This window comes from Sphingobacterium sp. WM, assembly GCF_029542465.1.
GTDB lineage: Bacteria > Bacteroidota > Bacteroidia > Sphingobacteriales > Sphingobacteriaceae > Sphingobacterium > Sphingobacterium cellulitidis.
Genome location: NZ_CP120709.1, coordinates 1470544 through 1494145, shown reverse-complemented (window position 1 = coordinate 1494145; position 23602 = coordinate 1470544). Strand labels below are relative to the sequence as shown.

21 protein-coding genes are annotated in these 23602 nt (G+C 38.6%); 8 read left to right on the top strand and 13 right to left on the bottom strand.

Annotated features, from left to right (window positions below; translation table 11 throughout):
- Nucleotide 1 precedes the first annotated feature (1 nt).
- The 4 genes from PZ892_RS06370 to PZ892_RS06355 are packed head-to-tail and all read left to right on the top strand — an operon-like array spanning nt 2 to nt 3323.
- Nucleotides 2-1204, top strand: coding sequence for a molybdopterin molybdotransferase MoeA (locus PZ892_RS06370; RefSeq protein ID WP_277712502.1), 1203 nt, complete (start codon nt 2-4; stop codon nt 1202-1204).
- 3 nt (nt 1205-1207) lie between these two features.
- Nucleotides 1208-1690 (top strand): cyclic pyranopterin monophosphate synthase MoaC, encoded by a 483-nt coding sequence (moaC, locus tag PZ892_RS06365; protein WP_277712501.1) that lies wholly within the window; start codon nt 1208-1210, stop codon nt 1688-1690.
- Entirely contained in the window at nt 1668-2285 is a 618-nt protein-coding gene (locus tag PZ892_RS06360; protein WP_277712500.1) for an NTP transferase domain-containing protein, read from the top strand. The genes moaC and PZ892_RS06360 overlap by 23 nt, the downstream gene beginning before the upstream one ends.
- Nucleotides 2286-3323 carry a HesA/MoeB/ThiF family protein gene (locus PZ892_RS06355; RefSeq protein ID WP_277712499.1) on the top strand — a complete coding sequence of 346 codons (1038 nt, stop codon included), beginning with the start codon at nt 2286-2288 and terminating at the stop codon, nt 3321-3323.
- 29 nt (nt 3324-3352) lie between these two features.
- On the opposite strand, the gene PZ892_RS06350 is transcribed toward PZ892_RS06355, so the two are convergent.
- The 10 genes from PZ892_RS06350 to PZ892_RS06305 form a co-directional block, all read right to left on the bottom strand.
- Nucleotides 3353-4270 (bottom strand): bestrophin family ion channel, encoded by a 918-nt coding sequence (locus tag PZ892_RS06350; RefSeq protein WP_277712498.1) that lies wholly within the window; start codon nt 4268-4270, stop codon nt 3353-3355.
- A gap of 26 nt (nt 4271-4296) precedes the next feature.
- Nucleotides 4297-4809: a molybdopterin-dependent oxidoreductase gene (locus PZ892_RS06345; protein ID WP_277712497.1), complete on the bottom strand. Its 513-nt coding sequence runs from the start codon at nt 4807-4809 to the stop codon at nt 4297-4299.
- A 5-nt stretch (nt 4810-4814) separates the two neighbouring features.
- Nucleotides 4815-7208: an FdhF/YdeP family oxidoreductase gene (locus tag PZ892_RS06340; protein ID WP_277712496.1), complete on the bottom strand. Its 2394-nt coding sequence runs from the start codon at nt 7206-7208 to the stop codon at nt 4815-4817.
- Between the two features lie 21 nt (nt 7209-7229).
- Nucleotides 7230-7580 (bottom strand): hypothetical protein, encoded by a 351-nt coding sequence (locus PZ892_RS06335; protein ID WP_277712495.1) that lies wholly within the window; start codon nt 7578-7580, stop codon nt 7230-7232.
- The gene (fdhD, locus tag PZ892_RS06330; RefSeq protein WP_277712920.1) at nt 7577-8452 is read right to left on the bottom strand and encodes a formate dehydrogenase accessory sulfurtransferase FdhD; all 876 of its coding nucleotides are present in this window, start codon (nt 8450-8452) and stop codon (nt 7577-7579) included. Before fdhD ends, PZ892_RS06335 begins: the two co-directional genes overlap by 4 nt.
- Nucleotides 8453-8497: 45 nt before the next feature.
- Nucleotides 8498-8914: a molybdenum cofactor biosynthesis protein MoaE gene (locus PZ892_RS06325; protein WP_277712494.1), complete on the bottom strand. Its 417-nt coding sequence runs from the start codon at nt 8912-8914 to the stop codon at nt 8498-8500.
- 3 nt (nt 8915-8917) lie between these two features.
- Nucleotides 8918-9160: a MoaD/ThiS family protein gene (locus PZ892_RS06320; RefSeq protein ID WP_277712493.1), complete on the bottom strand. Its 243-nt coding sequence runs from the start codon at nt 9158-9160 to the stop codon at nt 8918-8920.
- 9 nt (nt 9161-9169) lie between these two features.
- On the bottom strand, nt 9170-9919 hold the full coding sequence (locus tag PZ892_RS06315) for a sulfite exporter TauE/SafE family protein (RefSeq protein ID WP_277712492.1): 750 nt from the start codon (nt 9917-9919) through the stop codon (nt 9170-9172).
- A gap of 84 nt (nt 9920-10003) precedes the next feature.
- The gene (locus PZ892_RS06310; RefSeq protein WP_277712491.1) at nt 10004-10537 is read right to left on the bottom strand and encodes an N-acetyltransferase; all 534 of its coding nucleotides are present in this window, start codon (nt 10535-10537) and stop codon (nt 10004-10006) included.
- A 46-nt stretch (nt 10538-10583) separates the two neighbouring features.
- Nucleotides 10584-11567, bottom strand: coding sequence for an alpha/beta hydrolase (locus PZ892_RS06305; protein WP_277712490.1), 984 nt, complete (start codon nt 11565-11567; stop codon nt 10584-10586).
- A 290-nt stretch (nt 11568-11857) separates the two neighbouring features.
- On the opposite strand from PZ892_RS06305, the gene PZ892_RS06300 reads away from it, so the two are divergent.
- Nucleotides 11858-14386 carry a DUF1549 domain-containing protein gene (locus tag PZ892_RS06300; RefSeq protein WP_277712489.1) on the top strand — a complete coding sequence of 843 codons (2529 nt, stop codon included), beginning with the start codon at nt 11858-11860 and terminating at the stop codon, nt 14384-14386.
- 54 nt (nt 14387-14440) lie between these two features.
- Nucleotides 14441-15862, top strand: a complete 1422-nt coding sequence (locus tag PZ892_RS06295) for a DUF1501 domain-containing protein (protein WP_277712488.1) — start codon at nt 14441-14443, stop codon at nt 15860-15862.
- 17 nt (nt 15863-15879) lie between these two features.
- Here the strand turns inward: PZ892_RS06295 and PZ892_RS06290 are convergent, their stop codons facing one another.
- The gene (locus PZ892_RS06290) at nt 15880-16695 is read right to left on the bottom strand and encodes a glycoside hydrolase family 16 protein (RefSeq protein ID WP_277712487.1); all 816 of its coding nucleotides are present in this window, start codon (nt 16693-16695) and stop codon (nt 15880-15882) included.
- Nucleotides 16696-16738: 43 nt separating this feature from the next.
- Nucleotides 16739-17617, bottom strand: a complete 879-nt coding sequence (locus PZ892_RS06285; protein WP_277712486.1) for a response regulator — start codon at nt 17615-17617, stop codon at nt 16739-16741.
- A gap of 435 nt (nt 17618-18052) precedes the next feature.
- On the opposite strand from PZ892_RS06285, the gene PZ892_RS06280 reads away from it, so the two are divergent.
- Both PZ892_RS06280 and PZ892_RS06275 read left to right on the top strand, forming a co-directional pair.
- Nucleotides 18053-21037: a SusC/RagA family TonB-linked outer membrane protein gene (locus PZ892_RS06280; RefSeq protein ID WP_182498887.1), complete on the top strand. Its 2985-nt coding sequence runs from the start codon at nt 18053-18055 to the stop codon at nt 21035-21037.
- A 48-nt stretch (nt 21038-21085) separates the two neighbouring features.
- Complete coding sequence (locus PZ892_RS06275) at nt 21086-22660, top strand: RagB/SusD family nutrient uptake outer membrane protein (RefSeq protein ID WP_094256937.1); 1575 nt, start codon at nt 21086-21088, stop codon at nt 22658-22660.
- 109 nt (nt 22661-22769) lie between these two features.
- Here the strand turns inward: PZ892_RS06275 and PZ892_RS06270 are convergent, their stop codons facing one another.
- Complete coding sequence (locus PZ892_RS06270) at nt 22770-23492, bottom strand: hypothetical protein (RefSeq protein ID WP_277712485.1); 723 nt, start codon at nt 23490-23492, stop codon at nt 22770-22772.
- Nucleotides 23493-23602 lie beyond the last annotated feature (110 nt).

Genomic DNA, 23602 nt, shown 5'->3' with positions numbered 1-23602 from the left:
GATGGAAATGATTACTGTAGAACAGGCTGAAAAGATAATTCTAAATGAAATCCGAGATTTTGGTATAGAAACTATTTCTTTTGACCAAGCCTTAGGAAGGGTTTTAGCAGAAGATCTATTTGCAGATCGAGACCTCCCTCCTTTTGACCGAGCAACTGTGGATGGTATTGCCATTCAAAATGAAGCTTATCAAGGAGGAATTCAAAGCTTTAGGATCAAAGGAATTCAAGCTGCAGGAGAAGTTCCTATTTCAGTGGATTCTAAGAAGGAATGTATTGAAATCATGACTGGTGCAGCATTGGACCAATCTTTAGATACAATAATCCGATATGAGGATATAACGATATCGAATGGGATTGCAACATTACAAACAGAAATTAACAAGGGGCAAAACATTCACCCTAAAGGCAAGGATAAATTGAAGGGCGAAGTTTTGGTTTCGACGAATCAAATTATTACTCCTGCCATCCTAGGAATTGCGGCCTCAATTGGGAAAGTCTATATTCAAGTAAAGAAATTGCCGAGGGTTGCTATTATCTCAACAGGCGATGAAATGGTACCTGCAGATACTGAACCAACAGCTTTTCAATTACGACGGTCCAATGGAATCAGCATTCGATCGGTTCTAGAGAGGTATAAAATTGATGCTGATTCATTTCATTTGAATGATAATTTGGAGGATATTAAAAAGTCCTTAGAACAGTTTTTAAAGGAATACGATGTCCTGATCTTAAGTGGTGGTGTTTCCATGGGTAAATACGATTATTTACCGACAGCATGTTTAGCACTTGGCGTTGAACAGTTATTTCATAAAATAAAGCAAAGACCGGGGAAACCATTTTGGTTTGGAAAGAATAAGGATGAGAAATTGGTATTTGCTTTTCCTGGTAATCCGGTTTCTGTTTTCATGTGTCTGCATCGGTACTTTATTCCTTGGTTGGAGAATTCCTTACAAGTACAAGGAGGTTCACCTGTAAATGCTGTTTTACAAAACGATATTGATTTTTCACCGTCCCTACAATATTTTGCTCAGGTAAAACTTAGGATAAATAAAGTGGGGCTATTAACTGCAGAATCTGTCCATAGCAATGGGTCTGGAGATTTTTCACATCTTGCTGAGACCAATGCTTTTATGGAGGTACCATTGGAAGGCCATAGTTTTAAAAAAGGAGAAGTCCACAAAGTATGGATTTATAATTATTAGAGAATGACTGATTTTTCACATATCAATAAAAAGCAACAACCGGGAATGGTCAATGTGACTGCGAAAAAAGTGACTCGTAGGAAGGCTATGGCGAAGGCAATAATCGAGCTTCCTGCGGATGTAATGAAGAAATTGCTGGAAGTAAATTTCAATACTGCGAAGGGGTCGATTATTCAGACTGCGATTATTGCAGGTATCATGGCTGCCAAGAAAACTGGCGATTTGATTCCTTTGTGTCATCCAATAGGATTGGAAAATTGTGAGGTTGATATTCAGTTTGATGAAAATCAAAGCAGCCTGAGTATATTTTCCACTGCTGAAGTAGAATCGAAAACAGGTGTCGAGATGGAGGCATTAACTGCTGTTTCAATTGCTGCCCTAACGATCTATGATATGTGCAAGGCATTAAGCCATGATATCATCATACGCGAGATTAAATTGATGGAAAAAACTGGAGGGAAGAATGATTTCAAAAGAGCAGAATAATGTCCCTGAAATCTACGGTTTGGTCTTAGCGGGAGGCAAAAGCCGCCGCATGGGCAAGCCAAAGGATTTAATGGATTGGCACGGAAAGGAACAGCGCTATTTTGCAGCCGATTTATTATCGGAGTTCTGTGAACAGGTTTTTATTTCGTGTCGAGAAGATCAATTGGAAGACTTTGATTCCCATTATCAATCATTGACAGATAGTTTTTTGAATATGGGTCCATTTGGAGGGATCCTGACGGCATTACATGCTCATCGAGATAAAGCTTGGCTGGTTGTTGCCTGTGACCTACCCTTGTTGGATCGCGAAACCTTAAATAATTTAGTAGAAAACCGGGATCCAGAGAGAATCGCCACAACCTTCAAAAGTCCTTTTGATGGTCTTCCCGAGCCTTTGATTAGTATTTGGGAGCCCAAGAGTTTTGGGAGTTTGCTGAATTCATTGGAAAAAGGTATTACCTGTCCGCGAAAAGTCTTAATCAATGGGGATATCTTGATATTAGACCCCGAAAGTCCCGATGCATTAATGAATGTAAACAGTCCTGAGGATGCCCAAAAAGCAAAACAGGTTCTAAAGGATGAAGGGAAAAAATAGATGGAAAGCAATTTTGGAAGATATCATTGTCAGATTGCCTTGCCAGGTTTTGGAAATAAGGGCCAGCAGCAACTACAAGAGGCGAAAGTACTTTTGATTGGTTTGGGTGGACTTGGATGTCCTGCAGCACAATACCTAGTTTCGGCAGGTATTGGAAAACTTGCTTTGCTGGATGATGATATTATTTCACTTTCCAATTTGCACCGCCAAATCCTTTATACTACCGAAGATATTGGAAAGTTGAAAGTTGAAATCGCGGCAAAGCGATTAAGCCTTCAAAATCCAGAGGCTACCATTATTCCAATTCCTGAACGAATAACCTCAGATAATGTAATTCAACTTATTCAAGAATACGACCTGATTATTGAGGGAACCGATAACCTTGAGACCAAATGTTTGATCAACGATGCTTGCGTTATTGCAGGAAAACCATTGGTTTATGGTGCCATTTATCAATTCGAGGGGCAGGTCAGTATTTTCAATGTTAAACAGGAAGATGGAAGTTATTCAGCGAATTATCGGGATGTCTTTAAGAATGCGGAAGAAACGGAGGTTCCAAATTGCCGTGAAGGTGGGGTTATTCCTTCATTAGCAGGTATTGTCGGTTGCATGCAGGCCAACGAAGCTCTCAAATATCTAACAGGAATTGATAATCTGACAGGGAAGTTATGGTTGTTTGATGCTAGTTCTGGCAGCGCCAGGACTATAAAATTGAAGAAGACCGATATAGAAATCAATACCTTAAAACCCACTACTCCTACGGTTTCATTTGAGGAATTTAATCGTCAAAGACCAAGTTTTAGTTTAATAGATGTTCGCCAAGAAGATGAGCATCAAACTTTCAATTTGGGTGGAAAGAATATTCCCTTGGATAATTTAGAATCCCATATTCAAGACTTATCAGAAATTAAGGGAAAGATATTGTTTTACTGCCTTTCCGGAAAAAGAAGCCTTGAAGCTGTCAAAAGAATAAAATCTATCTTTCCAAAACTAGAAGTCTTTTCTTTAAGAAATGGTATCCAAGATCTGAAAAGATAATTGCTTTATTAACAACCTAATCCGAAACTCTAGTCTATTATTTCTCGAAATGGTTGAGTTGTTTTAGTAATTGGATTACCCGGTATTTCCTGAATAGTGTCTTCAATCATTTCACTCATGCTATTTAAGGCAAGATCATTTGCTTCGGCACCAAATGGCTCTTCAATTTCATCAGCAATCGCTTCAAATGCCACAAAAGTATAAGCTATAAAAACTACTATTAGAGGCATAAACCAACCCAAGGAATCCACCAATCCTAATGGTAGCATAGCACAATAAATATAAATGGTGCGGTGCAAAAGAACACTATAGCTGTAAGGCAAGGGGGTAGAAATAATTCTTTCACATCCACCTACAATATCGGACAGTTTATCTAGGTTCTCATCCATTCTTGCTTGTTGAATGGAGTCAATCTTCCCTTCCATTTTGGTCTTTCTAATTTTCTCAGCCATCAACCTCATAATAATTACAGGCTTATATTTTGCGGCTTGCACTACTTCAAAGTCCTCCAAAGATAATCTCTTCTCCAAATCCCCTTGAGGCTCTGTCCCACGTAGCTCATGTTTTAATGCAAATACAAAACAGCTAATCAAAGCAATAAAATCGCTAGTAAAGGCTTTATCCGGTTCAGTATTATTCAGAGTAAGAATTTGTCTTGCCAAAGATCTAGAGGTATTGAGCAAAGCCCCCCACAACTTCCTACCCTCCCAAAAACGATCATAACTGGCATTATTTCTAAAACCTAGGAATAATGCAAGTACAAAACCAAATAGGGTTAATGGTGCAGGATTTAATGGAACTTTAAAATCTAAGACAGTACCGTGGAAATAAGCTACCACGATCGAAAAGGCAAGAAGTAGCAATAAACGCGGTACCAAGGAAGGTAGTACCGATCCATGCCAAACAAAAAGCATCTTGAACCAATGCTCTTTCTTTCTAATAATCATATTGAAATTACTGTTAGCGGATAAATTTAATCTTTTACTTTACCTAGAATCAATGCTTCTACTTGGTAAGAGCTACGGGCAAGTTTTTTCTCACCTTCTGCAACAATGCGAAGAGGTCCTCGATTTTCTGCTATTGCTTTCCCATCCATTTTATCAGCGAGAATAACATTTTTATCAGCAATAGATTGATCTAATTCTGCCAAGGAAAACAAAACTTGATAACCATCTGAGCATTTTACCAAAACGTATTTTAACAACTCTTCTCCTCGTAAATCTTTACCTGAAGGCACCCCTGCTTTTTGGAGAATCTCCCTTAAGGAAACTCCCTCATAAACATGCTTTCCACCATCTTTATCAAGTAATACTGCCTCTTTTCGAGGCATTTCTTTAAGGTCTGCCAAGGATAATTCCAAAGGCTTCTCAATTTCTCCTGATACTTTTAGCTTAAACTGCGCAAAAGCAGGTGCGATTCCAATTGCCAAAAGTAGGACTATTGTGCTGAATCTCCTTAAATAAATGTTTTTTAAGAGGTCTTTCATATTAATTATGGCCTTTGAATAGCTCCTTGATACAACATTTGATCTACTTTTTTATAGACTTCAGGGTCATGTTTCTCGATCTTAATCTTCACATATTTTGAAGCCGGCATATTACTTTCCTTGACCACATTGTTCACTGAAACCAAAACATTTGTTTCCGGGAAATAAGTCACAGTATTTTTTTCGGGAATCTGATAAGAAACGATGATAAATAATGGAGCAACCCGCTCTATTCCATCATCAAAATTATAAAGGTCTACCTTATCCCCTGCTTTAAAACCTGCTTTATCAATATCCTTCTGATTCATGAAAATCACACGTCGCTCATTTTTAATACCACGATAACGATCATCCAGTCCATAGATCGTCGTATTAAATTGATCGTGAGTTCTGGTGGTTGCCATCATATACTCATCTTCAGCTAGCGTATTATCAGGAATCTCGGTCAGGGTAAATGGTGCTCGACCATCCAATTTTTTAGAGAAATATTGTTTATCACGGGCAGCATTCGGTAGGTAAAAACCACCTTTCTCCCGAACACGTACATTATAGTTTTCAAATCCAGGAATACATTTCTCAATATCATCCCGAACAGCATCATAGCTATCATGATATTTTTGCCAATTTACAACCGACCGATCTCCTAAGGTTGCCATTGCCATTCGGCAAACAATCTGAGTTTCATTGATAAGGTTATCTGAAACAGCATCTAACATACCTTTCGATTGTTGAACCACACCCATGGAGTTTTCAGTGGAGATAATCTGGAGTTCACCATTGACAATATCTTTATCGCTACGACCATAGGTAGGCAGGATAATAGCCTCTTTTCCATGCACAAAATGCCCTCGATTCAACTTAGTCGAAACACAAACCAATAAATTAAGCTTGCGTAAAGCATTCGCGGTAAATGTGGTATCTGGAGTGGCAGAAAGGAAATTCCCACCCATACAAAACATTACCTTGATTTTTCCTTCGTGCATTGCTTTGATTGCGCGTACCACATCATAGCCATGTTCTCTAGGAACCTTAAATCCATAGTGATTTTCTAAGCGATCTAATTGTTCATTGGATGGTTTTTCATCAATCAACATGGTTCTATTTCCCTGGACATTACTATGGCCACGAACAGGACATACCCCAGCACCAGGAATTCCAATGCTCCCCTTGATCAGATGGATATTAAGGATTTCACGGATCATATCAACTCCGTTAGGTTGTTGGGTTAATCCCATCCCCCAGCTGAAGATTATCCGTTTCTTAAAAGCAATCATTGCAGCTGCTTCATAAATCAAGTCTTTGGAAACACCTGATAATTCAGCTAAGTGATCCAAATCATAATGATCAAATTGCTTTAGAAACTCATCAAAACCAACAGTTTTATTATCTATAAATTCCTGATCAAAAACAGATCCTGGGCTTTTCTTTTCAAATTCAATTAATAACAGTTCGATAGCTTTCAATAAAGCCATATCACCATTAATCTTCACTGGTAAATATAAATCTGCCAATTTCACCCCACCTTCCAAAACCCCTAAAACACTTTGGGGGTCTACGAAGCCCATCAGACCAGCTTCAGGTAAGGGATTGATAGCAATGATTTTAGCGCCATTTTTCTTTCCTTTCGATAACGCACTCATCATTCGGGGTGCATTGGTCCCAGGATTCTGACCAATGATTATGATTAGATCAGTATCATGAAAATCCTCCAATGTCACAGTACCTTTTCCAATCCCGATTGTTGGTCGTAAGGCTGAACCAGAAGTTTCATGACACATATTGGAACAATCCGGCATATTGTTCGTTCCATATTCCTTTGCGAATAATTGGTAAACAAAGGAAGCTTCATTGCTGGTTCTACCAGAGGTATAAAAAGCAGCTTCATCCGGAGATGACAAAGCATTATAATGTTCAGCAATTTTCTTAAAGGCATCCTCCCAACTTATCGGTTGATAATGGGTAGCTCCTTCTGGCAGATACATTGGATCAGTTAAACGGCCTAATTTTCCTATTTGATAGTCATCAAGTTTTGCGAGGTCATTCACGGAGTTTTCCTTAAAAAACTGTGGAGTTACCCTTTTACTGGTCGCTTCCTCAGCCAAGGCCTTAGCCCCATTTTCACAGTACTCACCCAGAACTGAACGTTCATCATCAGGATCCGGCCAAGCACAACTAGGGCAATCAAAACCATCCATCTGGTTCATCTTAAATAATGCTCGCCCACCTCGGAGAATAGTTTTCTCCTCAAATAAATCACTGAAGACTGCCAATACCGCAGGAATACCTGCTGCCTTCTTCTCCACATGAGTAAGTTTTAAATCAAGTAAACGGAATGGGTTTTCCGCACTGGGCTCTGATTTAATTTCCTGCTCTATTATTTTTTTATCTAATTCTTCCATGGCCTCACATTTTTAAGACGATCAACATTTTAGATTTGGATTCGGATAGTTGTCACTCTGATCCTCATCAGTATTATCAATACAAACAAAATCCTTTTCAATTAATAATTTCACTTGCCCAGATATACCGTCAAATCCCACCGTATCCGAATTTTTTAATTCCTCAAGAAATTCCACAGGAATTTTCATCGTAATTCTATTATCAATAAAATCAGCTGCTAAATCCGTTCCCTCAAAGCGTTCTACAGCATATTCAAATGGTTTGTCCAAAAACTGAGTGGATCTTGAAATAATACCATTATCATATAAATCTTCAACTTCAGACTGTGTCAGACGAAGTCTAACGGAATTATCTTTTATTCTAATCTTCATATCAAATTATTAATAGTTAGAGTTTCGGCTTGATGGTAAATATTAAATCTATCAGAACCAAGGAAACCCAATAAAGTAATATCAAATTCTTTCGCCAAACTTATGGCTAAGCTTGATGGCGCTCCTATCGCAGCAATGATTGGTATCCCAGCCATGGCAGCCTTTTGTACCAGTTCAAAGCTTGCACGACCACTCAACAACAAAATTCTATTTTGAAGAGGTAATTGATTGTTCATGAAAGCATAGCCAATCAACTTATCTAAGGCATTATGCCTGCCAACATCCTCCCGGAGGCCAAGTAAATTCCCTTCAAAATCAAATAGTCCAGAGGCATGAATTCCTCCTGTAGAACTAAAGTTTTGTTGAAAGGTTCTCAATTTATCCGACAACCCATATAGTAAATCTAATTCAATGACTGAATTCTCTTTTTGAATTTTTAAGAATGGATTCACTGTCCGTATTGATTCAATAGAACCTTTTCCACAGACCCCACAACTGGAGGTTGTATAGAAATTACGATCCACATTCATCAATTGCGGATGAATACCTTCATTTAATTCAACAATTATTATATTCTCATTGTTTTTTGAGCATTCGGATTGTGGATTTTGAATGCTTTTTACTTGATCAGAACTGGTCAGTACTCCTTCTGTAAATAAAAATCCTACAGCTAATTCTGGATCATTCCCAGGAGTCCGCATGGTTACCGATAGGTTTTTAGAAAATCTATCATCAGCATTTCCATAGAGCACCCTTATTTCAAGAGGTTCCTCCACCGAAACATCATCCTGAAATTGAAAACTACTGGAATTCTTAACTTTTATGATATCCAAACTTTGGATGGAACTGTTTTTCAGGGTATCTGCTTTCATCACTCCTCAAGGCTTATCTATTAAATATACGAAAATTTTAACGAATTAAGGGTGAGCTGAAACCCACTCTGCGCCATCTTCAAAAATTTCTCTTTTCCATATCGGCACAGTTTCTTTCAAGGTATCAATGATATAACGGCAAGCATCAAAAACTGATTCACGGTGACCATCATTGACCACAATAATAACCGCAACATCGCCAGGATACAAAACCCCAATCCGATGATGAATAACAACATTGCGAACTGCAAACTTCGCTATAGCAGATTCAGCAATCTTCTTCATTTCCTTGATTGCCATAGGCTCATAACATTCAAACTCAAGCTTTACAACTTCCTTTCCTTTGGTATTGTTTCGAACAGAACCAATAAAAGTTGCAACTCCTCCACTTTCTAGATCTTTGGAAATCTCTAGACAAGAAAGCAGGTCCAAAGCCTGATTTGAAATCTTTAACTCAATCATATTTTACCCCCCACTAACCGGCGGAATTACCGCAATCTCATGTAAATTGGAAATCTCCTGATCCTCATCAGCATATTCTTCATCCAATGCAATCATATAGGATTTGAGACTCATCATCTTTGGATACTTAGTCTCAAGAACTCCCCTTAATCCACTGACAGTCAAACCTTCATCAACATCAATCTCAATAGATTGGTTTCCAAAAATTTCACGTACAATTCCAAATCCTAATAACCTAATTTTCATATTCCTCCTCTACCAATATTTTATCAACACATTTATTCCAGCTATCAAAACTAGAACCGCTGTTACCCGCTTGATCACTAAAGGATTCCATTTCAATGACATCCTTGAACCCAGCTGTCCTCCTATCAGAACCGATAGACATAAAATGGAAATTCTCGAAAAGTTCATTTCCACAGAAAATTTCGAAAGTTGGCCAAGGATTCCCGAGATGGAGTTCATTAAAATAAATACACTTGAACAAGCAGCTATTTTTCTAGCGGTATCCCATCTCATCAGGTTTAGCAAGGGCGATAAAAAAATCCCACCACCTATACCTACCAATCCCGAAAGAAAGCCTATTCCTCCACCTAATAAACTATTCTTTACCAAACTTGGTTTTTCTGCGGATGCTATTTCTTCAGCTGTCGATGGTTCTGTTTTCACCCATAACAAGATGGCAGCAATCACCAAGGTAATTCCAAGAATTAAAAAGAAAGTTTCCTGGCTCAGCTTGACGATAGCTCCTAAAAAGGCCATTGGAACACTGATAATGGCTAAGGGAAGTATTTTTCTCCAATCTATCTGCTTGTTTTTATAATAAATAATCACTCCACCTATTACCACTATCACATTACAAATCAAGGCAGTAAGACGAATTTCCTGATATGGCAAACTGTAAACCGCTAGAACAGCCAAATAACTGGAGCCACCACCAAATCCTACAGATGAATATACAAATGCAATCATCAAAAAGATGAATATGAGCTCCCAATGTTCCATAGATAATACTTGATTCAAGGAAATAATTCATGTCAAAGACCTAAATTATTAACCGCTTCTTCAATTTACTAAAGTTTAAGGGAATTACTCATAAAATTCGGAAGGATATTGGACTATTCCACTGACTCCTTTTAGAGTATTTGGAATTAACTCGATGACCATGCAGTTTTCATCAGGCACATCAAATGGAAGTTTAATATCAAAATCTCGTGCTTTTCGGTATCCAAACCGAGGATAATAATCCTCATGGCCCAACAAAACAACTGATTCATAACCTAACTCTTGTGCCCTCTGATGGGCAAAATTCACCAATTGTGAACCAATTCCTTGGCCATGAAATTCAGGTAATACAGCAACTGGAGCAAGTGCTAGAATAGGATGTTTAGTTCCATTGATAGACAGGATTTCAACCTTTGTCAATAAAATATAGCCAACAATGCGTTCTTCAATCTGTGCAATTAAGGCTAAGTCGGGGATAAAACCTTTGGATAAACGCAAGCGATGAACAAGAAACTGTTCTTGATGATCGCTCATTTCTTCATTTTCAAAAGCTCTTTTTATTAATTCATAGATTGCTAGAAAATCACTTCCTTCTTCCCTTCTTATAATTAGATCCATATTCCAAAGTACAGATTATCTTTCTAAAATTATGAGAAGAAGAGGCCTAATCATTTCCAAATAAGGCTTTTTTAAGACCTAGAGCAGCTAATTCTGTAGAAAATTTAACCGCTTCGATATGATCCAAAGGATTTAACAAACCATAATCATGGATAAAGCCATTATAGCTTTGAATTGTCGTAGGGACTCCTGCTTCATCCAGTTTTCTTGCATAAGCCAAACCTTCATCATAGAGAATGTCATTTTCTGCCAACTGCACCAAAGCTGGCGGCAAGCCCTTCAGTTCTTCTATCCTGGCATTAAACGGAGTCGCATAGTATTCTTTTCTTTTGCTGACATCAGGCAAATAGTTATCCCACATCCATTTCATCATATTCGAGGTCAGAAATCTACCTTCTGCATATTTAGTCCAAGATTCACGTGAGAAATCCGCATCTGTGACTGGCCATAACAACAATTGGAACTTGATCTTTGGCCCAGCTTTATCTTTCGCCATCAGACAAGTAACCGCAGTCATATTTCCACCCACACTATTTCCAGCAACTGCAAGGTTGCTTCCATCGACGCCAATTTCATCACCATTTTCAGCCACCCATTTCGTTGCAGCATAGATTTCATTGATAGCTACTGGATATTTCGCTTCTGGAGAAGGCGTGTAGTCTACAAAAACAGCTGCAGCGCCAGAATGAACAACCAGATCGCGAACCAACCTTTTATGTGTCGGATAATCACCCAGTATCCAGCCTCCACCATGAATAAAGATAAATACCGGAAGTTTCTCATTTTTAGCATTTTCAGGTTTTACCACATGGATATTAGCAGTAATTCCATCTTGAGTAATCTTTCTTTCAGATTCACTAATACCTGAATAGTCTACTTTGACAGATTTCTGCGCATCTACCAGTACTTGGCGTGCATCCGCTGGAGAAAGGGTTTCTAAAGGTTCTCCTCCACTATTGTTAAGTTCACCTAAAAATTCACGGATTTGTACAATTATTTGTGGATCTTTTTCAGCTTTTTCGTGTGACATATTTTTCAGTTTTATTCAAAAATTCATTCTTTATGAGTACCTACCATAAGGTAGTCACCCATTTATTACAACAGAAAACCCTGACTTTTGTTGAAAAAGAAATGAATCTAAACTTTTAACCCCTAAGTATTCTTTTCCAAGCATTTTAGCAGAAAAGAAAGATAATCAAACAGTCTATACCCTTGATTCTCACTTCCAAACAACAAAATTTTTACATGAAGGTACAGGATGGTACTTGTTAAATAATACTTAACTTTAATGTATCTCTGGTCATCAAAAAAGGACCAAACATGTATAAACCGAAGTTTCAAAAGATTTTTAACATCAATAAATCCGCATTGCTATTCGTGGCCTTGATGCTTATTTCATGGAGCATAATGGCACAGGAAGCTACTGTGGAAATAGTGGAAGAGGTCAGCAAAGATGCAGACCCCTGGTGGGGATGGGTATTTTTAGGCAGGCTACACCCCATTCTAGTCCATTTCCCCGTTGCCTTAATTTTGGTAGCTGCATTCATGGAATTAGCAAAATTGAGAACCTTTCAATCTAACCTGCGATCTGGAATCAATTGGTTGATTTATGTAGGCGCTGCTTCTGCTCTGTTTGCAGCAGTCTTGGGTTTATTCCTCGCCAATACAGGCAGCTATGCAGGTGAAACATTTGAATGGCATCAATGGTCCGGAATAAGTACAGCAGTCTTTAGCTTATTAACAGCAATAATTCTGTGGACCATAACCAAAAAAGATAAAAAAGGGCTTATCCCTTTCTATCGTTTTACTTTGGTATTGAGTGTCCTCAGTATTTTTATGGCAGGTCATTTTGGGGGCTCTCTAACTCATGGTCAGGATTATCTATTGAGTACTACTCCTTGGGCTCCAAAAGACGATAGCCTTGGCGAACTGGCAGGTGCGGCTCCATCAGCAGAATTTGATTTTGCATCCTACTCTTCTGAATCAGATAGCCTTTCCGAAGAGCAACAAGTGAATCTGAATCTAGCCGTTCGCACTATATTTGCCCATCATTGTTTTCAATGTCATGGCAGTGATAAGACTGAAGGTGAGTTGCGTCTGGATCAAAAGGATTTGGTATTCAAGGGTGGTGAATCCGGAAAAGTAATTATCCCGGGCGATTCAGAGCATAGTGAACTCCTTAGACGAGTTTCTCTCCCACCTGGCCATAAGGAAGCGATGCCTGGAAAAGGAAAACCGCTAGGTGAAAAAGATATCGCCGTTATCAAATTATGGATTGATAAAGGCGCACCATGGCCCGATAACATCAAAGGAATTTTCCCTAACGCACCATTAGCTCCTAGAAAACCAGAGTTACCCCCTATTTCTGCAGGATTAGAAAATCCAATCGACCGCTTGGTGAATGTTTATTTCCAGAAAAACGGAATAAAATGGCCAAATCTGATTGATGACAGAACCTATATCCGTCGGGTTTACTTTGACCTGATTGGTTTACCACCTACCGAACAAGAATTAAAGAATTTCTTAGCCGATGGAAATCCAGATAAGCGAAATAAGCTTGTTGAAACCTTATTGGCAAAGGATCAAGAATATGCTACCCATTGGACGACATTCTGGAACGATCTTTTGCGAAATGATTATACTGGAACCGGATATATTACTCAAGGTAGATTCAATATCTCAGATTGGTTATTTAAATCCTTGCAAAGTAATAAGCCATACAAGCAGTTTACCATGGAGTTATTGGACCCAACGGAAGAATCCAAAGGATTTATCAAAGGTATAGCATGGCGTGGTGCTGTAAATAGTAGTCAAACGACTGCAATGCAAGCTGCCCAAAATGTATCGCAAGCCTTGCTTGGGGTGAACCTTAAATGTGCTTCTTGCCATGATAGCTTTGTAAGTGATTGGAAGTTGGATGATGCCTATGCTTTTGCCAATATCTTCTCTGAAGAAGCCTTAGAAATCAACCGCTGTGATATTCCCACTGGAAAAATGGCGGACACCCGCATCTTATGGCCTGAACTCGGAAATATCACTAAAACCGCATCTGTAAAAGAAAAGTCTCAAGAACTCTCCAATATTTTGACGCAACCTGAAAATGGACGCCTGTATCGAACATTAGTTAATCGTATCTGGGCTCAATTGATGGGTCGAGGTATAGTTTCGCCAACGGATGAAATGGATAAAAAACCTTGGAGTACGGATCTTTTGGACTGGATGGCTGTAAATTTTGTTGAAGAAGGCTATGACATCAAAAAATTATTATACCTGATTACCACTTCCAAGACCTATCAGCTACCATCTATCGGTTTAGCTGACCAAGCAGCCATCAATGCCGAGAGCTTCGTCTTTAAAGGCTTATTGAAAAAGAAATTAACAGCTGAGCAATTTTCAGACGCCTTAAGCACAGTGGTTTCACCTGTTTATTCGGTAGAATCCTTAAAATATAACCCACTAGCTGACCCTAAGGCTTATATGGACGCCTCCGCATTTGTTCGTGCCGCACTGGTTCAGAATGATCCATTTCAAACAGCCCTAGGAAGACCTAGTCGCGAAAATATCATCAGCGTGCGTGAAGGCCATGTCACATTGCTACAGGCAATGGAACTTACAAATGGTACGAAATTAAACGAAACCTTGATTCAAGGAGCAAAAAGATGGGTCTCGCAGTACAAGGATCCTAATGAAATGATTCAAGCGATATATGGACAAACTTTAGGAAGAAAACCTTCCAGCGATGAACTAAAGATTGCCAACGAACTATTCGACGGAAAAATAGATGAAGGATCGGTACAGGAATTACTATGGGCAATTGTACTACTGCCGGAATTCCAATTCATCGAATAGAATTGAAAATACAATGGGAGTTTGAAACAGAATTAATGAGTAATGATATAAGCGATGAAACTGAATTTTAATAGAAGGGATTTTTTAAAAACTGCAGGTGCAGGAACCCTGGCGGCATTAGCCGCAGGCTCGCCCTTGTCATCCATCTTATCTTCTTGTTCTCGCGGTAACAATTCCACTGCTGACAGTGTTATATTACTGTGGATGGCTGGCGGAATGGCACATACGGAAACCTTCGACCCTAAAAGGTATACCCCATATGAAAAAGGATTGGATTCAAATAAGGTGCTAAGCACTTTTAAATCTATTCCAACTGCATTGGATGGAATCGAATTTTCAGAAGGCTTGGAATCAATCGCTGCATTAATGGACAAAGGGACCTTGATTCGGTCTTATATGGCTGCGGACTTGGGACATATTTTGCATTCCAGACATCAATATCATTGGCATACCTGTTATGAACCGCCTCAAACCGTTGCAGCACCACATATTGGCTCTTGGATTGCCCAAGAATTAGGACCTAAGAACCCTGTAATCCCTGCCTTTATCAATATTGGACAAAGGATGACCGTTGGTGAAGCCGAAGAACTGAAGGCTTTTCATACTGCGGGAATATTGGGTAGTGAATTTGGACCTTTCATGATTCCAGACCCTTCATCAGGTTTAGACTCAGTGAAACCACCAGCTGGCATGTCATTCAGTCGTTTTGAAAGACGAAATCAGCTTTACAATGAATTGCTCAATAAAAACCCCATTGGAGAATTTGGTAGTGACTATCAAAAAGAATCCTTCAAAAGATCCATGGAGCAAGCTTATAGATTATTAAAATCACCTGAAGCCAAAGCCTTTGACCTCGCCTCTGAACCCAAGGAAAGCTATGATATTTACAATACCGGAAAATTTGGACTAGGTTGCTTAATGGCTAAGCGATTAGTTGAACAAGGAGCACGATTTATTTCTGTTACTTCCGAATATGAACCCTTTATGGGTTGGGATACCCATGAAAATGGGCATACCCGGGCAAAAGACATGAAAAAATTAATAGATGCTCCAATTGCCCAATTATTGAAGGATTTGGAAAAAAGTGGTCATCTTGATCGAACTTTAGTGATTCTGGCAAGTGAATTTAGCCGGGATATGGTGATGGAAGGTAGACCAGGTGCTGAAGTATTACACCAGGTAGATCAACCAGATGTCATCAACGACATCAAAAACTACGGTATGCACCGCCATTTTACAGATGGTAGCTCCATATTGATGTTCGGCGGTGGAGTAAAGAAAGGATTTGTCTACGGGAAAACAGCAGATGAACGCCCTTGTAAGACCATTGAAAAACCTATCCGCATAGAAAGAATCCATCAATCCATATATCATGCTCTTGGCGTTGATCCTCAAAAACATGTGGTAGTTGAAGGTAGACCATTTTACACCACTCCTGACGGAGTGCATAAAGCAGAATTAGAACTGTTTATTTAATTCCTTAATAACCAATTCTATTTTTGATAAATCCTAACATAATCGATCATATAGCTATGAGGGAATAGGCTGTCATCAATTCCTTTTTGACCTCCTAGACCTCCTCCTATTGCTAAATTTAGAAGCAAGTGGAACTTTTGATCAAAGGGCCATTCCGCAGGAGTTTTTCCTTCATTCTTGAAATTGAAATAAAGCTTTTTATCGACGAAAATCTTGATTTCGTTGGCATCCCATTCCAATACATAAGTATGAAATTTTTCATCGGCATCGGCTACTCTCGTGGACTTTCCTTTCTGTGTACCAATGATATGATTATAACTCTCTGTATGCACTGTTCCCAAAACTGTGTCCGGATCTGAACCTACATATTCCATAATATCGATTTCTCCACTTTTAGGCCAACCGCCATACGTATCCTCCGAAGGCATCATCCAGATAGCTGGCCAGGTTCCATTGCCACTGGGAACCTTCGCTCGGATTTCAAATCTTCCATATAACCAATCTCCTTTATGCAAGCTGCGTAGACGGGCTGAAGTATATTTTTTACCCCCAGCATCCTGTCTTTTGGCAGTAATGGTCAAGAAACCATTTTTCACGTAGGCATTTGAAGTGTCCTTATCCGTATAATGCTGCGCTTCATTATTCCCCCAATTATAGGCATTCCCTTTTGTATCAAAACTCCACTTCGTGGAATCTGGCAATCCAACATAATTAAACTCGTCTTGCCAAACTAACTTCCACATCTTATTCCCTTTACTCACTTTCTGAGCAAACACCGAGAAAATCAGGCAGGATAGAACAAGGGTTAATGAAACCTTTAGAAACGTCTTCATAGTGTGTGATTATAAAACAAACATACTAAATTCCCAAAGGGGATTAACAGGCAAATGAATTCCCATTTTCTACAACATTGATATAATTGCTGGGTCTCATTCCAAAATACTTGTAGAAATCTCTTGAGAAATTAGATTGTTCAGAATAGCCAACCATACTAGCAATTTGAGATACCGTGAATTTCTTCAATAACAAAAGCTCGGCAGACCGTTCTAATTTTGCCTGTTTTATTAACTCATTAGGTTTTAGTTGAGTATACTTACTGATTTTACGATAAAGGGTTGGACGTGATACATTCATTAGCTTTGCCAATAGATTTACGGACACATCCATATCCGAAATACTTTCCTCAATAATAGAATAAAGTTTATCCATAAATTGATCTGCAGGATGAGTTCTCAAGGATTTTTTAGTATAAATCGAAGGACTGCTGCTGAAGTAGTTCTTTACTTTCTGCCTGTTGAAAAGGATATTTTCAATTTGAGCTTTTAGAAAATCAAGTGAAAAAGGCTTTTCTATATAGGCATCAGCCCCACTATTCAGAACCTGAATTTTCATTTCCAATTCTTTGTGAGAAGTTAAAAAAACTACGGGGATATGAGAAAACAAAGCCGTGGACTTAATGGTTCTACACAAGCTTAAACCATCAGTTCCAGAAATAACAACTTCTGTAATAACCAAATGTATTTTATGTTGGTTCAGGATTTCATCGACTTCATAAGCATTAGAAGCACGCAAGATTACATATTGAGATTTCAGTTCCTTGTTCAGATTAGCGAGTAATTCCTTATCATGATCAACCAGTAATATCACTGGCATTTCCATTTCATACTTATTAATTACGGCTTCTTTTTTCTTGTTTGTCGACAGATTTAGTAGACTGGATTGACTGTTACTTAAAATTATAGAATTTGTACTCATAATCGATAAAGTTTACAAAAGTTTAATTAGTTAATCTAGGTATATACCTAATTTACAAAAAAATTTAATAATTAATCAAATTTCTTGTATTCAATAATTTCTTTTCCGCACTTAACACTGAGTTAAACCTAAAATTGTAAGCAATGTAACAAAATGATATAAAATTGAAACGATTTGACATGATTTAAGCTTCTAATTTATTGACTTTTATACTTAAACAGAACTAAACATATATGAACCTGACAATCTATGTGCATCATTTGCAATGTTTCATTGCATGGTGGTGCAAACTACAGCAGCAATTTTTCGAGATTGCAATCCCCTTTAGATTTAATAGACAAACCATTACCTATGAATTAATTAACATCAAATCTGTCAATTAAGTCTATAAAACCCTAGCTATACCTTTCATTAAAAACATTTGATTTTAACTTTATGAAAAAGACATTACTTAAAAAGTACTTACTCACTCTTATAGTACTAATGGTTTCCTTGGCAACCTTTGCCCAAGAGAAAAACATTTCAGGTACTGTAACAGATGAGGCTGGTAGTCCTTTAGGAGGAGCTACCCTAAGAGTAAAAGGAACAACAGTAGCCACAAGCACTGACAACAATGGTGCATTCTCTTTTAATGTTCCTAACGATGCAAAAACTTTGGAAGTTTCCTATATCGGATTCCAAAGTAAAGATGTGGACATTACGGGAACTGAAATTAACATTCAATTACAATCTTCAACAGACCAAGGCCTCGATGAGGTGGTAGTAATTGGATATGGAACTGCCCGAAAAAAAGATCTGACAGGTTCTTTGGTAACCATCCAAGCTAAGAACTTCAATAAAGGCTTGGTAACAGCTCCCGATCAATTGATTCAGGGTAAAACCCCTGGGGTAATGGTGATTAACAATACTGGACAACCAGGTGGTGCAGCAACAGTTCGGATCCGTGGTAACTCATCTATCCGTTCTAGTAACAACCCTCTATTTGTTTTAGATGGGGTGCCGATGTCAGGAAACTCCCCACTTCCTGAAGGCCGTGGAGGATTTTCTTCCGATCGTGGTAACCCATTGACTTATTTGAACCCAAGTGATATCGCAAGTATGGACATCTTAAAAGATGCTTCCGCAACAGCGATTTATGGTTCAAGAGGTGCAAATGGTGTCGTAATTATTAGTACGAAAAAAGGAGTCGCAGGTTCTCCGGTTGTAAGTGTGGGAGCAACAGCAGGTGTATCTAACATCCGCGAATACCCTAATATTTTGGATGCTGGCAGATTTAGAGAAGCATTAAACTATTACACCCCTTCTGAAGCGAGTACCTCCGATTACGGCGGTAATGAAAATGCCTTCAAAGCTATTACCCAACAAGCAGTCACCCAAAACTATTATGCTGATGTTTCGGGTGGTACTGAACATGGTAAGTATCGCTTGTCAGGTGGATATTTAAACCAAAATGGTATTATCAAAGGCTCTCAATTGAAGAAATACACTGGTAATTTCACTGGTAACTTCAATTTCCTTGAAAGCAAAAGATTAGGTTTGGATTTATCCCTATTCTTAACTCAGTTGGATAACCGTTATGCTCCAATCAACGTTTTTGCCGGAGCAGAAGGGAACTTGATCTCGCAAGCCATGCAATGGAATCCAACCCTGCCGTTAATAGATAAGGATGGTAAAAATACCTTCGTCAGTACCATGACCAGAAATCCTCTGACTTCCCTTGATGCCTTTAAAGATCGTGCAACAACCAATACAATGGTGGCTAACGTATCGCCTTACTATAAAATTACCGATGATTTGGAATATCGTTTTATCTATAGCATAATGCGTCAAACAGGTGGTCGTGAAGGAATGTATCGTTCAGGTTTAATAGATCCTTCTGCATCCAAAAATGAACAAGCATTTATTTCAAACAACAACGAAACTAACATGCAAATGACCCATACCCTATCCTATAACAAACAGGTTAATGAGGATTGGAATATCAACGCTTTATTGGGTTATGAATATTTGAACTATAATTTCAAAAACAACTTATCATTTGGTGGTGGATTTAATTACATGGGATTAGATTACTTTGATTATCTACAATATTCATCCATCTCTACCCGCGATATTTTATCCTATAGAAGCCCAACCAACGAATTACAATCCATGTTCTTACGTGGAGGATTTAACTATAGAAACCGCTATTTATTTACAGCAACAGTCCGTCGCGACGGTTCTACCAAATTTGGTTCTAATAATAAATATGCAATCTTCCCTTCCGTTGCTGCTGCATGGAACATCAATGAAGAAGATTTCATGAAAGACAATGAAATATTTGATCAGTTGAAAATCAGATTAGGTTGGGGTAAAACTGGTAACCAGGAATTCCCTTCTGGAGCTTCATTGAACAGATTCGTATTTGGAAACCAAAGCATCAGCCAGGTGAATTACGGAAATGATGACCTTAAATGGGAGACTTCAGCAACGATCAATGCAGGGATCGATTTCTCCATCTTTGACAATCGTTTATATGGATCCATCGATTATTTCAATAAGAAAACTACCGATGCCCTATTCGAACAAACTCTTGCTCAACCTGCTCCAAGTGGCCGTATCTGGGTAAACCTGGATGGTGAGATTGTCAACAAAGGGGTGGAAATCGCGTTGACCGGAAATATTGTAAGAGGTACGGATTGGAACTGGGACTTAACAGGAAATCTTACCCTACTTAAAAACAGCGTAAGTGGATTGGTTGGATACTATGAAACAGGTGCTCTTCGTGGTCAAGGTTTTACAGGAGTATTAGGTCAGCGTATGGTTAATGGTCAACCATTGAACGTATGGTACCTTGCCCAATACGAAGGAATTGATCCTCAAACGGGCATGAGCATGTACCTAGGCCAGGATGGAAGCATTAACAGCACCAATGACCCTGCAATTAATAAATTCTATTCCAATAGCCCGAATCCTACTACTCTAGTGGGTTTATCAACCAACGTGAGTTACAAGAAATTCACTTTCTCAGCGAATATGAACGGAGCATTTGGACATTACTTATTCAATAATACCGCAGCAACCGTTTTAGGATTGAGTAACTTATCTTCTAGAAATATTGGATCTCAATTCTTCGATACTTCGGTGAAAGAATCGACATCAAACTCGGCAGCACCTTCAACAAGATTCTTGGAAAAAGGTGATTACCTGAAAATGGCAAACCTAACATTAAGCTATAATGTGGGAAATATTGGCAATACATTCAAGAACTTTAATATATCCTTGACTGGCCAAAACTTGTTCATCATCACAAAATATTCGGGCTTCGACCCGGAAGTTAATACGGATGGTGCAAGCAATGGTATCCCTTCTTTGGGTATTGAGTATTTGCCGTATCCACCGTCCAGAAATATTTTATTAGGTGTCAATTTCTCACTTTAAGTGAGGTCGGTTATTTATAGTTTATTGATAAAATAAAAATTTAGACAGATGAAATTAAGATCATTATTATATATCGCTTTGGCAGGGACCGTGTTTACTGGCACCTATTCCTGTACCAAACTGAATGAGGAATTTAAAAGTGAGATGGAGGAAGGCGATGCAACCAATATCGACCCTGCAGGTTTATTGATTACTGCTTACAATTCCTTGAATACGCCATATCAACAAGAACAACGCTGGGTATTACAGGAGATTTCAACAGATGCCGCAATGGCGCCTACTCGTGGGGGTGACTGGGATGATAACGGAATGCACCGTGCCATACACCTCCATACCTGGAATGCTGATAATGCGTACATGGACGGAACCTTTGTTAGCTTAGGAACCGTCATTTATAATACCATTACGGTTTTAAAATATAAACCTACTCCTCAACAAGCCGCTGAAGCTCGATTTATTCGCGCATTGGCAATGTTCGATTTATTGGACTTATATGGTGTAGTTCCAATTCGTGAGGGGGACGCAGTGGATGATTTCAGAATTGCACCCGAAGTTTTGCAACCTCAGGCCGCAATCGACTACATGGTCAAAGATTTAAATGAAATTATTAATACACTCCCAGACAACGGACCATCATCAGCTTATGTTGCTAATAAAAATGCAGCTAAAACATTGTTGATGAAAATTTACCTGAACAAGGGAACTTTCTTAAATCGTAAGGCTCCTACTTTCGCGGCAGAAGACATGAATAAAGTAATTTCCTTAGCTAAGGAAATAACGGCCTCAGGTAAATATTCCGTTTCAGTTAAAGGTAAATACTTCGATAATTTTGCCCCAAACAATGATGCCATATCCACAGAAAACATTTATACCCTCTACAACAAAAATGCTGATCGTGGTGGTAATGTGGACCGTACATGGAATACCATCGCACATTATAACTTAAATCCAGGAGGATGGAATGGCTGGTGTACTTTATCTGATTATTATGACAAATTTGAAGCTGCGGATGAAAGAAGAGGTATCTATTACGAATATCCAGCAGATACTACCTCAAATCGCTTAAAAGGCTTCCATAGACAGAATGTAGGCTTCTTTGCTGGCCAACAATATAATTGGAGCACCAATAAGCCTTTAATGGCAAGAAATCCTGCAAATGCACCACTGGTATTTACCAGAGAAGTTACCATCCGTACTTCCGGCGCAACCCTGGAAACCGCAGGTATTCGTCCTATGAAATATGCATTTGATTATTCCGTGGAAGGACAACGTAATAATGACTGGGTGGTATATCGCTATTCTGATGTATTGCTGATGCAAGCTGAAGCAATTTTAAGAGGTGGAACTGGTTCTCCGGCGGAAGCTCTTACTTTGGTAAACTCTATTCGTACAAGACGTGGAGTTGCTGCCTTTCCTTCTTTGACATTAGAAAATCTACTTGATGAGCGTGCGCGTGAATTATATTGGGAAGGTTGGAGAAGACAAGATTTAATTCGTTTCGGAAAATTCCTGGATGCTTGGCAAGAAAAAGTCGCAGATCCTGATCCTAAGACTTTGGTATACCCTATTCCAAGTCAACAGATTTCGGTGAACCCGAACTTGAAACAAAATGAAGGTTATTAAGATCTGAATAAAATTTGGATTTTAAAATCCAATTAGTATAAATTAAAAATCCCTCGATTGGAAATCAATCGAGGGATTTTTAATTTAGCAGGAATACAGGATTAATAAACTATCCTTCACCCACTTCCAATTTAGATTGAACCTTATCAGATTCCACCTTGCTAATTCTCTGCAACTCCTCCCCTTTTAGCTCATACGTATCCGTCTCTGTCCAGGTCAAGGATGTAGCCTCCCTTAAATTAATGGCATTAATTTTTGAAACCACCATAATTTGATTCCCCTTGACTTCTAAATTGATTTCATCAAAAGTACTTTGAACAGTCGCTCCATCTGGGATGGTAGGACAATTTTCTAATTCCTCCAATATCTTTGGTTCACCTTTGAACCATTGCCTTAGAAAATCCTTATGCTTGGATGAACATTGGTAACCTAAATCCAAAGCCCATAAAATCTTACATTTCAAATTACTTCTATCTTCTTTAACAGCACCATCCCATTCACATTCATTACCCACAAAGGTCGCAACCAAGGCTAGCGCTGCCTTCTCTGGCTCGCTGATCGTCTTAATGTAATCCTCATTTAAAACAATGCTATTAACTTCTGCCTTTAGGTTTGAATCGTATTTATTCTCCCTACAAAGGAACTTAATATTTTTATCGCTCAATTTTGCTACAACCCCTGAGCTATCAGAAGAATGAGTCATAGAATCAACTTCAACGGTAATCGAATCTTTTGAACTGCTATTGTTTATCTTCGTATTTGAATCACAGGATTGGAATATTATTGCAAATAGTATAGCAAGAAACGCTTGACTTGAGAAGCTTATTTTCATCTCTTTAATAAATTAGTGAGGTATAAAAATCAGAAATATTGCTTTAAAATAAAAATGAATTCTTGGGACACAAGCATTGATACCCATTATTTTTTTAGAAAAAAATGGAT